The 12,618-nt window shown below is 61.3% G+C and carries 10 protein-coding genes; 8 read left to right on the forward strand and 2 right to left on the reverse strand.

Features of this window, described 5'->3' with window-relative positions:
- Nucleotides 1-336: 336 nt before the first annotated feature.
- Complete coding sequence (gene moaA / locus PYH37_RS21245; protein ID WP_280733375.1) at nucleotides 337-1,386, forward strand: GTP 3',8-cyclase MoaA; 1,050 nt, start codon at nucleotides 337-339, stop codon at nucleotides 1,384-1,386.
- Nucleotides 1,387-1,698: 312 nt separating this feature from the next.
- Here moaA and PYH37_RS21250 read toward each other — a convergent pair whose 3' ends face one another.
- Nucleotides 1,699-4,248, reverse strand: coding sequence for a methyl-accepting chemotaxis protein (locus PYH37_RS21250; RefSeq protein WP_280733376.1), 2,550 nt, complete (start codon nucleotides 4,246-4,248; stop codon nucleotides 1,699-1,701).
- A 400-nt stretch (nucleotides 4,249-4,648) separates the two neighbouring features.
- Here PYH37_RS21250 and PYH37_RS21255 point away from each other — a divergent pair, with 400 nt between their 5' ends.
- From PYH37_RS21255 to mobB, 3 genes are read left to right on the forward strand one after another with little or no spacing between them, the layout of a single operon-like run.
- On the forward strand, nucleotides 4,649-5,557 hold the full coding sequence (locus PYH37_RS21255; RefSeq protein ID WP_280733377.1) for a DMT family transporter: 909 nt from the start codon (nucleotides 4,649-4,651) through the stop codon (nucleotides 5,555-5,557).
- A 13-nt stretch (nucleotides 5,558-5,570) separates the two neighbouring features.
- Nucleotides 5,571-6,233 carry a molybdenum cofactor guanylyltransferase MobA gene (gene mobA / locus PYH37_RS21260; RefSeq protein ID WP_280733378.1) on the forward strand — a complete coding sequence of 221 codons (663 nt, stop codon included), beginning with the start codon at nucleotides 5,571-5,573 and terminating at the stop codon, nucleotides 6,231-6,233.
- Entirely contained in the window at nucleotides 6,230-6,742 is a 513-nt protein-coding gene (gene mobB, locus PYH37_RS21265) for a molybdopterin-guanine dinucleotide biosynthesis protein B (RefSeq protein ID WP_280733379.1), read from the forward strand. Before mobA ends, mobB begins: the two co-directional genes overlap by 4 nt.
- Before the next feature lie 122 nt (nucleotides 6,743-6,864).
- Here the strand turns inward: mobB and PYH37_RS21270 are convergent, their stop codons facing one another.
- Nucleotides 6,865-9,141, reverse strand: a complete 2,277-nt coding sequence (locus PYH37_RS21270; RefSeq protein WP_280736119.1) for an OmpA family protein — start codon at nucleotides 9,139-9,141, stop codon at nucleotides 6,865-6,867.
- A gap of 416 nt (nucleotides 9,142-9,557) precedes the next feature.
- Here PYH37_RS21270 and PYH37_RS21275 point away from each other — a divergent pair, with 416 nt between their 5' ends.
- The 4 genes from PYH37_RS21275 (at nucleotide 9,558) to PYH37_RS21290 (ending at nucleotide 12,610) form a co-directional block, all read left to right on the forward strand.
- The gene (locus PYH37_RS21275) at nucleotides 9,558-10,340 is read left to right on the forward strand and encodes an ABC transporter substrate-binding protein (protein WP_280733380.1); all 783 of its coding nucleotides are present in this window, start codon (nucleotides 9,558-9,560) and stop codon (nucleotides 10,338-10,340) included.
- 164 nt (nucleotides 10,341-10,504) lie between these two features.
- Nucleotides 10,505-11,308 (forward strand): ABC transporter permease, encoded by an 804-nt coding sequence (locus tag PYH37_RS21280; protein WP_280733381.1) that lies wholly within the window; start codon nucleotides 10,505-10,507, stop codon nucleotides 11,306-11,308.
- A complete protein-coding gene (locus tag PYH37_RS21285; protein ID WP_280733382.1) occupies nucleotides 11,305-12,135 on the forward strand; it encodes an ABC transporter permease in 831 nt (276 codons plus the stop codon). Before PYH37_RS21280 ends, PYH37_RS21285 begins: the two co-directional genes overlap by 4 nt.
- A 208-nt stretch (nucleotides 12,136-12,343) precedes the next feature.
- Nucleotides 12,344-12,610: an usg protein gene (locus tag PYH37_RS21290; RefSeq protein WP_280733383.1), complete on the forward strand. Its 267-nt coding sequence runs from the start codon at nucleotides 12,344-12,346 to the stop codon at nucleotides 12,608-12,610.
- Nucleotides 12,611-12,618 lie beyond the last annotated feature (8 nt).

Below are 12,618 nucleotides of genomic sequence, written 5' to 3' on the forward strand. Positions count from 1 at the left end.
CAAGAGTGTGCAGCGGTTTTGGGACAACGACATGCCTAAAAACAAGAGGTAAAGCGCTTCGCATGAATCCATTTGAGTGCGACGCGCTTAAATCCATCCGCGCAGTAAAGCAGAATTGAACTCTAGAGCATCCCGCTTTCGAGTGGAATCACCAGGAGCGGAAAGATGGCCTAGATTCAAGGTATTAGAGCGCCCTTAGCGCGTTCGTTCTGAACCCGCGACGCTTTGGAGAAGCTCCCGGGTAGCCCTTTCCCGCTATTTGAGACAGTTTGCGACAGTATGCGCCTTGACGCGACCTTTTTTGGCCACGACATTGAAAGCGCAGGGAGAAAAGATTTGAACACGGCCGCCATAGATCAAACCAACGCACGACCGCTCGACAAGACAACGGCGCCGATGATCGACCCGTTCGGCCGCGCCGTCACCTATCTGCGTGTCTCGGTCACTGATCGCTGCGACTTCCGCTGCACCTATTGCATGGCGGAGCACATGACCTTTCTGCCGAAGAAAGATCTGCTGACGCTGGAAGAACTTCACCGGCTCTGTTCCGCCTTCATCGCCAAGGGCGTGCGGAAGCTTAGGCTCACCGGCGGCGAACCGCTGGTGCGCAAGAGCATCATGTTTCTCGTACGCGAGCTAGGCAAGGAGATCGAGGCCGGTCGGCTGGATGAGCTGACGCTGACGACCAACGGTTCGCAGCTCTCGAAGTACGCGGCCGAGCTCGCCGATTGCGGCGTCCGCCGGATCAACGTCTCGCTCGATACGCTCGATCACGACAAGTTCCGCCAGATCACCCGTTGGGGCGAACTGGCGAAGGTGCTGGAGGGCATCGACGCGGCGCAGGCAGCCGGCCTCAAGGTCAAGATCAACACGGTCGCACTCAAGGGCTTCAACGACGCCGAGATTCCTGACCTGATGCGCTGGGCGCATGGGCGCGGAATGGACCTGACGCTGATCGAAACCATGCCGATGGGCGAGGTGGATGAGGACCGAACCGACCATTACATGCCGCTCTCGGAGATGCGCGAACGGCTCGAAACGCAGTTCACGCTGAAAGATATCCCATATCGTACCGGCGGCCCTGCCCGCTATGTCGAAGTACTGGAGACCGGCGGCCGACTCGGGCTCATCACACCGATGACCCATAACTTCTGCGAAAGCTGCAACCGCGTCCGCCTCACCTGCACCGGCACGCTCTATATGTGCCTCGGCCAGAACGACGCTGCCGATCTGCGTGCGGCGCTGCGCGCCACCGATGACGACGCCTATCTCTCGCAGGTCATCGACGAAGCGATCGGCCGCAAGCCGAAGGGTCACGATTTCATCATTGACCGCGACCACAACCGCCCGGCCGTCGCCCGCCACATGAGCGTAACCGGCGGCTGACCCTTTACCCAGAACCGCCGCCAGCAGGCGCGCAGGCATCCGAGTACTACTGCCCTTCAGCCGCCTTCAGGCAGCTTCTCCACGCGAGCGGGGCGAAGGGACAAGCGGCCACCTCCGTACCCCTACAGCGCCGCGCGTCTTATCAGACGCGCAAAGGACGCTGTAGCGCCTTGAATTGCTGCATGTTTTTATCCTTAAATCGGCTACGATTTAAGGAAACACGCAGTAGTGTTGCAGCGATATCCGCCTCCCCCTGAGAGCGTCCTCTCTCCCCACAGAGAGAGGGCTTACGGCGAGAGTGCAAGGTCACATTTAAGCAGCGTAGGTCGATCTGTAGGCGCCCCGGCCCTGGCCACCGATGCCACTGGTTCCGGTCTTGAAGCGTTCGATCTTTTCGTTGAGAACTTCCACCTGCCGACGCAGACCGTGGATTTCGGCGGTGTTCTCCTCGACCATCGCGGCGTTCTGCTGCGTGATCAGCTCGACCTCGTGAACGGCCGCATTGACTTCGCTGAGCCCGGTATACTGGTCTGCCGCGGCGGCCTCGATGTTGCTGACGAGCTGGTGGATGGTGGTGATGTGATCATTGATGACCGCCAGTGCGTCGCCGGTCTCCTGCACCAACGAAACGCCGCTGCGCACCTGGGCGGAGCTTGCGGAGATCAGCCCCTTGATTTCGCGCGCGGCACCGGCGCAGCGCTGTGCCAGTTCCCGCACTTCCTGCGCCACCACAGCGAAACCGCGGCCGGCCTCACCCGCCCGTGCCGCCTCGACGCCGGCATTCAACGCCAGAAGGTTGGTCTGGAAGGCGATCTCGTCGATCACCCCGATGATCGTGCCAATCTTCTCCGACGAACGATTGATTTCCGCCATGGCATCGATCGCCTTGGCGACGACCTGGCCGGAATGCTGCGCATAGGAATTCGTCTCGTCGACCGAGACCGTCGTCTGCCGCGCGCTCTCGGCGGTCGAGCGAACGATTTCGGTGAGCTGCCGGAGCGCCCGCGAGCTTTCCTCGAGCGCTGCCGCCTGCTGTTCGGTGCGGCGCGCAAGATCATCGGCAGACGCCGAGAGATTGCCGGTGCCGCCGGTGATCTCTTCTGTGACGAGCCGGACGTCGGTTAGGGTCGCACGCAGGGCTTCGACGGCATTGTTGTAGGTGCGCGCCATGACGACGTAATCCGCCGGCAGGTCTTCCGCCATGCCCTCTTCGAGGTTGCCTGCGGCAAGCTGGGCAAGGACATCGGAAAGGGCGTTGAGCGCCTGCATCTGCTCGGCCTCGATGCGAGCACGTTCTTCGGAGCGGCGCGCCTGTTCCTCGGCCGAGAGTGTGCGCGCGGCCTCCGCCTCGCGTTCCAGCCGCACATTCTCCAGTGCATTGTCGCGGAAGACGGCGACGGAACGGACCATATCGCCGATCTCGTCGCCGCGATTGCGGCCTTCGATTGCCACTTCCAGGTCACCATTGGCGAGCCGCGTCATGGTGTCGGTGACGCGCCTCAAAGGCCCACGCAGCGTCTCGACGAGCATCAGGCCGCCGATGATCGCCAGCAACGTTCCAGCGACCATCGCCACGATCGAGACCGTCGCCGAACGCTGGCTATCCTGCTTTCCGGCTTCCTGGGCGCTGCTGACGAAGCTCTCCAGCGTGCCGCTCGCGTCGGCGACAAGGGTCGCGGCTTCCGACTTTGCCGCCTGCCAGCGTGCGCCGACATCGATCAGTGCGGCGGTGCCCATGTCGATGTTGTCGAGCGAGGGTCCGAGCTTCGTCGGCAGATCACGCAGCGCCGCGTTCTTGCCGCCGAGTTCTGAGAGTTTTTGAGCCGTTTTGCGAACGGCGTTAATGTCGGCGATTACCAGTTCGCGGCTTGCTGCCTCGAGCCGGCGGTGCAGTTCGCTGATGTGGAAACGCGTGTCGTCCAATCCCTTGAACGTCTCGCCCATCAAGGCAATCAGCGTCTTCAGCGTCGAGATTTCACCATCCATGCCAACGAAGCGTTTGGCGGCCGTGTCGGAATTTTTCGCCGCCTCCTTGGCGAAGTCGGCCTCGTATTTCGAGAACTTGCTGAGGATCGGCACAAGTGCGCTCTTCTTGGTTTCGCTATCCTCGGCGCCAGCGAGGATCGCCTGGACCTTCAGTGCCTGCTCCTTGACCTCGCCGATCGGCTTCTTGGTCTTGTCGGAGGCGATCTTCTCAGACTCTCCGATCTGCTTCAGCAGGTGGGGCAGCAGCTTGTTCGCCTGTTCGATCTTTGCATCCGGATTGACGGCCATGGTCACCGGCAGGCGGAATTTCTTGATCCGTTCTGCAAGACCCTGATAGGCGGCCGCGTCGAAGAGCAGCGCCTTGGCGAAGGCTTCCTTCTCGCCCGACTCCTTCTGGATGATATCGATCTGCTTATAGGCGCCATTGCCATTTTTGATCATGTCGGCGAGCGCCGCTTCCAATGATGTCGTTACCGAATCCCGTTCGACCTTGATCGCCCAGAGCTTCTCCGTCTGGCGGCGCATCTCACCGCCGAGCGCAACCACCGAGGCAATCTGGGTCTTATCCGCATCCCGCGTCAAAAGCGCATCAAGGGCTTTCACCCCCTCTTCCTGCTCATCGATCTCCTTGGCCAGCGTGTCCCGCGTCTCCTCGCTCGGGTCATCCGCAAAAGACTGCAGGGCACTGCGCAAGGCCTGGAAATCCGAGAGATTATTGATCGTCTCGCGCGTCACGGTCATGTGCCCGTTGAGGGTGCGCGCGGTGAAAAAGCCGACAAGTCCGATCCCGGCGATCAGCGCTACGAGCGGGACCACGAAGAGGAGGACTTTTGTGACGATGCGAAGGCGCTGCAGAAGACGATCTATGAAAGACATTGCGGGACCCCGGATTCTTATCATGGGAAGAACATGCCCGCGCGGCTGGCTTCCTTGCGGCGCGCTGCGCCAGCGGTGGAAGCATTGACGAACTGCCGGCGGAAGCACCTGCCAGGCTCCAGCGGGGCAGTTCCGGATCGACGGACAGACAGATGTCCGGGCCGTCATCCACCGATCGCTTCATGCGATTGGACTGCGGATTCGCAAGGACGATAGAAAGCGAAGCTTAAGATTCAACGAACGGGCCTTTTCCGCTGCCCGGCTAGCCTCCCAGCTGGTCTGCAGACAGAGAATGCGTTTGCGCCGGATGGCAGCCAATGCTTAAACATTAGGCGATTTCTCAACGGATTCGCCCGCTGCCCGACGGCCAAGCGCCACCCAAGACCATCAGGAAGAACGAATGCATTCCTCTGCCAATTTCCGCGGCATCGTCTTCATGTGCCTTGCCATGGTCGCCTTCGCTTGCAACGACGCACTGGTCAAATCCGTGACCGGGGTCATGAATACCGGCCAGATCATGTTCATACGCGGCCTGTTGACGACGATGATGGTGGTCGTGATCGCGCATCGGTTCGGCGCGCTGCGGCCGGTGCGAACGATCTTGAGGCCGGTCATCATCCTGCGCATCGTGATGGAGGCGCTGGCCTCCATCACCTATATCTCCGCGCTCGGACAGATCCCGCTCGCCAACGCGTCCGCGATCATGCAGGCGCTGCCGCTCGCCGTCACGCTTGGCGCCGCACTCTTCCTTCGGGAGCCGGTCGGCTGGAGACGATGGGCGGCAATCATCGTCGGCTTCCTGGGCGTGCTGATCGTGCTTAGGCCAGGACCGGAAGGTTTCACCCCGGTCGCGCTGACCGTCGTCGCCTGCGTCTTCGTCACGGCGACGCGTGATATCTGCACGCGCCGAATCGGCGGCGAGGTGCCATCGCTCTTCATCACCGTCACGACCGCATTTGTGACGACGTTGGTGGGCGCGGCGCTCATCGTGCCGTTCGGCGGCTGGCAGCCGATATCGTCGACCTCCTTCACGCATATCGCCGGCGCTAGCGTGCTCTTGATGCTCGGTTACCAGACGATCGTGCTCGCGATGCGCGACGGCGATATCTCGGTGATTGCGCCGTTCCGTTACACGAGCCTTCTCTGGTCGATCACTCTCGGAATCGTCTTCTTCGCAGAAACACCGGATCGCTGGATGCTCGCGGGCGTTGCCGTCATCGTCGCCTCCGGGCTTTACACTTTCTATCGCGAAAGCATGCGCAGCCGGCAGAAGGTCGCGCAACGTTCTCTCGCCGGTCCGCTGGAATAGGGAAAGAACCTCGATGCCCACGGCACGCGGGACAGATCGACAATGGCGCCCGCCGGCGGTCATCCTCGCTGGCGGCCGCTCCTCGCGTATGGGAAGCCCCAAAGCAGGGCTCCTGCTCCGTGGCCGGACGATGCTCGACCGCATCATCGAGCGGCTAGAGCCGCAGGTCGAAAGCATCGCGCTCAATCTCAACGCCGATCCCGGAGTTGCATTGCCGCCGAACCTCGTCGTGGTCGCCGACACGATGCCTGGTTTTTTCGGCCCGCTTGCCGGCATCCTGACGGCGATGCGCCACGCCGGGCGGACGGCGCCAGCCGCAAGCCACGTCCTCACCGTGCCAACCGACACGCCGTTTTTTCCGGACAATGTCGCAAGCCGGCTCGTAGACGCAGTTACCTCGGGTGAAGAAATTGCCGTTGCATGGTCCGACGGCAAGATGCACCCGCTCTTCGCGCTCTGGCCGGTCGCGCTTGCGGATGACCTGGAGGCGTGGATCCGTACCGACGAAAAGCTGCGCGTGCGCGCCTTCATTGCACGCCACCGGTCGACGGCGGTAGACTTTCCCTTGAGCGCGACGAAGGCAGGACCGCTCGACCCCTTCTTCAACATCAACACGCCGGAGCAGCTTCGACAGGCTGAAGAATGGCTGAAACGCCTTGAGGATCACTCACGATGAGCCAACCCAGGACATTCGGCATCGCCGGCTGGAAGAATTCGGGCAAGACCGGCCTAATGGTTCGTCTCGTCAGCGAAATGACGCGGCGCGGCTATGTCGTCTCGACCGTCAAGCACGCCCACCACGATTTCGACATCGACAAGGTCGGTGCCGACAGTTATCGCCACCGCGAAGCGGGCGCCCATGAGGTGACGATCGTCTCCTCAACGCGCTTTGCGATCATGCACGAATTGCGCGGCGCGCCGGAACCTTCCTTCGAGGAGATCCTGGCGCGGCTTGCACCTTGCGATCTCATCCTGATCGAAGGCTATAAGCGCGAGCCGATCCCGAAGATCGAAGCTCGCCGGCTGGAATCGGCCAATCGCGAGCCCTTGGCGCCGACAGACCCGCACATCGCCGCGATTGCCGCCGATCATCCGGTCACCGACACCGAGCTTCCCGTGTTCGATCTCGACGACACGGGTGCAATCGCGGATTTTGTGGAGAAGGTTACGGGGCTACGAAGATAGCATCTGAAATGGCGTCAATTGGCGCGCCACAAATAGAATCGGGGCCGGTTCACCCGGCCCCGATTTTTTATGGAACAGTGGGAGCCGCGATGGAAACAACGCTGCTCCTGCTGTCCGTTGCCTTACCGCTGCGCCACCGGGCGCACCAGCGGCGTCACGCGACGAATCGTGACGCGGCGGTTCTCCTGCTCGGCCTCCGGCGTACGCACCTTGAGGAAGCGCTCGCCATAGCCCTGGGTGACCAGGTTTTCCGCCGGGATTCCATAGGCTTCGGTCAATAGTACAGCCACCGACTCGGCGCGTTGGTCGGAAAGCACCAGGTTCGACCGGTCGGAACCGACGGCATCGGTATGGCCTTCGATGAAGAACGTCTCGCCTGGATCCTTGGCGAGGACTTTCTCCATCGCCGCCGCGACGCCACGCAAGGTCTTGGCCTGAGACATCGAGACTTCAGCACTGCCTGTGGCAAAAGTGATCGTATCGAGGTCGATACGGCGCACCTTATCGCGCAGGCGGGCTGAATTCCGGACTTCGTCGATCGTATAGACACGCTCGACCTGCTCGACCGGCGGCTCCGACAGGAACTCGTAATAGTCCCGGTCCGGGTCGTCGGCCACATCGACGATGTATTCGTCAACCGGTATCGTCAGGCGCATCGGCGGCAGCTCATAGCCGACGTCGACGATCGCCGGACGCCGGTCTTCTTCATACTCCGGCGCATAGATCATCACGTATTCGTTGTCGTCCCGATCGACGCGCGTCCGCTGCAGGATGTCGCCGTAACGGTTGTAGATGGTGACGATCCGGTAACCGCCGGGGCGAACGATCGTTTCGCGAACGCGGCCGCGTGGCAGCTGATCGTAGAAGGTCTCTTCCGAATCACGCCGCAGACGCGGCCGGTCGTCGCCGCGAACGAAGATCCGGTCGCCGACACCGAGGATAACTCGGTCATCGACCTCCTCGACAACCTGCACTTCCGTCACATTATTTTCCGTGTTGACGGTCGTGTTGTTGATCACCGTATTGTTTATCACGATGTTGGTCGTCTCTGGCACGGCAAAGGCCGGAGCTTCCTCGACGCGCTCGCCCTCTTCGCTCAGCGCAGCCTCAATCTTCTGCGGAATTTCCGCCCTCATCTCAGCCGGAATTTCCGCTTGAGCGGCGGCATCGTCGGTCGGCGGCGCTACCTCTTCTTGGGCGCGCAACTCTTCGCGCTGTTTACGCCGGGCTTCGCGTGCCCGGTTGCCGCCGACGTTATCGGCGTCCTTGTCGCTGTCGAGGACAGCGGCACCCCTTTCGACCGGAAGCACGACCGTGTCGTCGCTGGCAGCCGGGTCCTCGGCGATCTTCCGTTTCTCTTCTTCAGTTCGCTCGTCGACGACTTCCGGAGCCCGCTGAGGCTGCTCACCCTCTGCCGTGGCAGGCTGTTCCGCACCCGGAACGGGCACCTGCTCGCCCTCACCGGTCTGCTCGGTCTCGCCTTCCGGTGTTACCCGAGGCTCGGTTGCCTGCTGACCCTCAGCCGGGGCACGCGGCTCTTCAGCCTTCTGTTCTTCTTCCTGGCGCTGCTGCTCGGCCTGACGCTTCCTGCGGGGCTTTGCCTGTTGCTCCTCCTCAGTCTGCTGTTCTTCCGCTTGACGCTGCTGCTCTTCATCGGCGGCACGCTGCTGTTCTTCGGCCTGGCGCTTCTTGCGAGTGGCTCGTTGCTGCTCCTCGGCCTGCTGCGCTTCCTGTTCAGCGGCGCGCTGCTGCTCTTCTTCGGCTGCGCGCTGCTGCTCAGCCTGGCGCTTCTTGCGAGTGGCCCTCTGCTGCTCTTCGGCTTGCTGCGGGGCCTCCTCGGCGGCCGGTTGTTGCTCTTCAGCCTGTTGCTGTTTGCGCTTCTTGCGCGCGGGGGCTTGCTGCTCTTCAGCCTGCTGCGGGGCCTCCTCGGCGGCCGGTTGCTGCTCTTCAGCCTGTTGCTGTTTGCGCTTCTTGCGCGCGGGGGCTTGCTGCTCTTCAGCCTGCTGCGGGGCCCCCTCGGCGGCCGGTTGCTGCTCTTCAGCCTGTTGCTGTTTGCGCTTCTTGCGCGCGGGGGCTTGCTGCTCTTCAGCCTGCTGCGGGGCCTCTTCGGCGGCCGGTTGCTCTTCAGCCTGTTGCTGCTTGCGCTTCTTGCGCTCGGGAGGCTGCTGCTCTTCAGCCTGGCGTTGCTGCTCTTCCGCCTGGCCCTGACCTTCCTCTTCGGCCTGCTGTTTCTTACGCTTCTTGCGCGGCAGCAACTCCTCCGGCGACGGTTCCTCGACGCCTTCCTGAGCGATTTCGAACGGAGCCTTCAGGCTGTCTGCAAGCGCGGGTTGGCCCGCAAGGGTCGCCGCGAATACCGGCAAGGCCACCGTTGCGAAAAGTTTGTATCGAATGGACATTGTCTTCCTTCCTCTTACTGGAGGTCCCCGCCGCTGTCGCGCGTCTTGCTCGCTCCGGACTTCCCGATCGAGCGCCACAGCACCTGTAACCTTCCCAGGGGCCTTGATCCGCGGTTCCGACTTTTTTGTGTCAGTCGAATATTGCAGCCGCAACGCCGCAGCCACGGATCGGTTCCGCTTCAACGCCTATCGGACGCGACATTAACCTCCGCTGAACGGGCCGTTCATCTCCCTTGGGACACGGAGGAGCGAGAAAGGCGGACGAGCACCGTTTCCCGGTGCGTGATTCCGCTTTCCTATTGATTTTTTCGGGAAAAGCGTACGAATATCGCGGCAACCGGCGGCAAACGACCCCGGTCCTAATTGGCATCCGCGCAAAAGAAAAAACCGGATGTCAGCCAACAGAGAGGATAATCATGCGTATTTCCAGACGGCTGGCAGCCGCCGCATCGGCTGCCGTTTTCGTGCTCATGGCGAGCACAGCCATGGCGGCCGGCGAAAAAGTCGTTATCGGCACGGAAGGCGCTTACCCGCCCTTCAACAATCTCGAGGCTGACGGCTCGTTGACGGGCTTTGACATCGACATCGCGAAAGCCCTTTGCGAAGAAATGAAGGTCGAGTGCACTTTCGTGACGCAGGACTGGGACGGCATCATTCCGGCGCTGATCGCCAAGAAGTTCGACGCTATCATCGCCTCCATGTCGATCACCGAAGAACGAAAGCAAAAGGTCGACTTCACCGAGAAGTACTATAATACGCCGCCGGCAATCGTCGTGCCGAAGGACTCAACGATCACCGACGCAAGCGAAGCCGCTCTCGCCGGCAAAACGCTTGGGGCGCAGGGCTCGACCACCCACTCCAATTATGCCGAAGCGCATATGAAGGAGTCGGAACTGAAACTCTACCCGACCGCGGACGAATACAAGCTCGACCTCGCCAACGGCCGCATCGACGCCGCGATCGACGACGTCGTCGTGCTCTCCGAATGGCTGAAGAGCGAGGATGGCGCCTGCTGCAAGCTGCTCGGCACGCTGCCGATCGACCCGGTAATCAATGGCGAGGGTGCCGGCATCGCCGTGCGCAAGGGCGACGACGAACTGCGCGAGAAATTCAACAAGGCGATCGACGCCATCCGCGCAAGCGGCAAGTACAAGGAAATCAACGAAAAGTACTTCCCGTTCGACGTCTACGGCAGCTAATCGCCGCGATTCCTACGCATATGCAGCGATCATGCCGGGGAAAGCTCGGTTCATGAAAAAAATGCAACGGCGGACGGCTTGCCCTTCCGCCGTTTTTGTTTGACAAGAAATCTCGAAAATATGCGTCATTGACGCCAAAAAGAACGTTAGGGGAATTTGTTGGCATGAGCGGACTGTTCGCCGGCCTTTTCTCGGCTCTGGCTTGGATCGGGTCGATCATCGATCCGCTTTGCGGACCGGTCGGAGTGTTCCGTTGGTTCGGTTCCGGTACGCTTCTGGCATGCGGCGACACCGGTTGGGGCGATGAGATCGCCTATGGTTTCCTGGTGACCGCAAGCCTAGCGCTCGCCACCCTGCCCGTCGGACTTGTCGTCGGCTTCTTCATCGCGCTTGCGAAGCAAGCGGAGGAGCGATCGTTGCGGCTTGCAGCCAACATCTACACCACGATCTTTCGCGGCTTGCCCGAGCTCCTGACGCTCTTCATCGTCTATTACGGCCTGCAAATTCTCGCGCAGCAATTCCTCGCGACGGTTGGCTATGAAGGACCGGTGGAGATCAATGCCTTCGTTGCCGGCATGATTGCACTCGGAGTCGTCTTCTCCGCCTATTGCTCGGAAGTACTGCTATCCGCTTTCAAGGCCATTCCCCATGGTCAGTACGAGGCCGGCGACGCCCTCGGTTTTCATCGAGGCAAGACCATGCGGCTCATCATCCTGCCGCAGCTCGTGCGCATCGCGCTTCCCGGCCTCGGCAATCTCTGGATGGCGCTATTGAAGGATACGGCGCTCGTCTCGGTGGTCGGTCTGCCGGATATTCTCCGCCAGACCGGCATTGCAGCTCGCGTCACGAAGGAGGCATTCCAGTTCTTCGGCATTGCCTGCCTTCTCTTCCTCGTCCTGGCAATGATTTCGTCGGTTGTCTTCTCGGCACTCGAACGCTGGACGAAACGCGCGGAGATCCGCCGATGAGCATTGCCGAAACCATGATTCCGCCGCAGGCCCCGCCACCGGCTCCACCGAAGCCTTACACGCTCTCGCGCTTCCTCGGCAGCGTGATGCTCGGCATCTGGCTGGCGCTTGGCGTTGGCGTTTTCCTGACCGTCGTCAACGGCTGGGACCCGGAGAAATTCTCGCGATACGGACCGAGTTTCCTGTCCGGACTAGGCGTGACACTGACGCTCGTCACATCCTCGATCCTCATGGGGGCGGTGCTCTCACTTCCCGTCGCGCTCGGGCGCATGTCGAAGAACAAGATTTGGTCCTGGCTTGCCTACGCCTACGTCTATTTCTTCCGTGGCACGCCGCTGATCACCCAACTCTTCCTTGTCTATTACGGCCTCGGCAGCTTCCGTCCCGAGCTGCAGTCGGTTGGGCTGTGGTGGTTCTTCCGCGACGCCTGGAACTGCGCGCTGTTCACCTTCACGCTGAACACCGCCGCCTATCAGGCCGAAATCCTGCGCGGGGCGATCGAGAGCGTACCGCGCGGCCAGCACGAGGGCGCGGCCGCCCTCGGCCTGCCGGAGCGTGTCGCCTTCTTCAAGATCATCCTGCCGCAGGCGATGATCGTGGCGCTGAGGCCCTATGGCAACGAAATCATTCTGATGATCAAGGGATCTGCGATCGTCGCTATCGTCACTGTCTTCGACCTCATGGGTGAGACCCGGCGCGCCTTCTCCCGCACCTTCGACTACCAGATGTACGTCTGGGCGGCGGTCCTCTACCTCCTGATGGTGGAACTGCTGCGCAATGTCTGGGGCTGGGTCGAAGCTCGGCTGACGCGCCATCTGAAACGCTAGCGCGGGATTGTAGCACAAGCCTCTATGCCCCCGACGCTGGTCCGCGGCAAACTGAATTCCTTGCTGAAGCCTTGGCAGCACTCCGCCTTGACGGCTGCCAAGTCTTTGTTATCTCTAGGTAAATTTCCTGTCAGTCGGAATTTTAGGACTTGATTAAGGAATCAGGCGCTCCATCATAGAGACCACCTTTGCGAAAAGTGAGGTCCATATGACGAACGACATGGAACTGCAGCTCAAGGGTTACGGCCTGACGACGGCCCAGATTCTCTACCGCATGCCCGACCATCCGGCCCTCCTGCAGAGCTATATCTGGCAGCAATACGATATCGCGCCGGATTTTCCGGAAATGCACAGCTTCCTGAAATTCTGGCAGGAGAAACTGGACGGGCCGTTGCATTCGGTGCGCTATGTGCATCGCAAGCTGATATCGGCCACGGAGTGGCGGGCTCTCAAGGGAGAGTTGATTCTCCACTGAGCGCAATG

It is taken from the genome of Sinorhizobium numidicum (genome assembly GCF_029892045.1).
Lineage (GTDB): Bacteria > Pseudomonadota > Alphaproteobacteria > Rhizobiales > Rhizobiaceae > Sinorhizobium > Sinorhizobium numidicum.

What these genes read in the sequence shown, in the direction of transcription:
- PYH37_RS21270 (WP_280736119.1), bottom strand. Translation starts at nt 9,141, where the DNA reads ATGTCCATTCGATACAAACTTTTCGCAACGGTGGCCTTGCCGGTATTC.
- mobB (WP_280733379.1), top strand. Translation starts at nt 6,230, where the DNA reads ATGAGCCAACCCAGGACATTCGGCATCGCCGGCTGGAAGAATTCGGGC.
- PYH37_RS21285 (WP_280733382.1), top strand. Translation starts at nt 11,305, where the DNA reads ATGAGCATTGCCGAAACCATGATTCCGCCGCAGGCCCCGCCACCGGCT.
- PYH37_RS21255 (WP_280733377.1), top strand. Translation starts at nt 4,649, where the DNA reads ATGCATTCCTCTGCCAATTTCCGCGGCATCGTCTTCATGTGCCTTGCC.
- mobA (WP_280733378.1), top strand. Translation starts at nt 5,571, where the DNA reads ATGCCCACGGCACGCGGGACAGATCGACAATGGCGCCCGCCGGCGGTC.
- PYH37_RS21280 (WP_280733381.1), top strand. Translation starts at nt 10,505, where the DNA reads ATGAGCGGACTGTTCGCCGGCCTTTTCTCGGCTCTGGCTTGGATCGGG.
- PYH37_RS21250 (WP_280733376.1), bottom strand. Translation starts at nt 4,248, where the DNA reads ATGTCTTTCATAGATCGTCTTCTGCAGCGCCTTCGCATCGTCACAAAA.
- PYH37_RS21275 (WP_280733380.1), top strand. Translation starts at nt 9,558, where the DNA reads ATGCGTATTTCCAGACGGCTGGCAGCCGCCGCATCGGCTGCCGTTTTC.
- PYH37_RS21290 (WP_280733383.1), top strand. Translation starts at nt 12,344, where the DNA reads ATGACGAACGACATGGAACTGCAGCTCAAGGGTTACGGCCTGACGACG.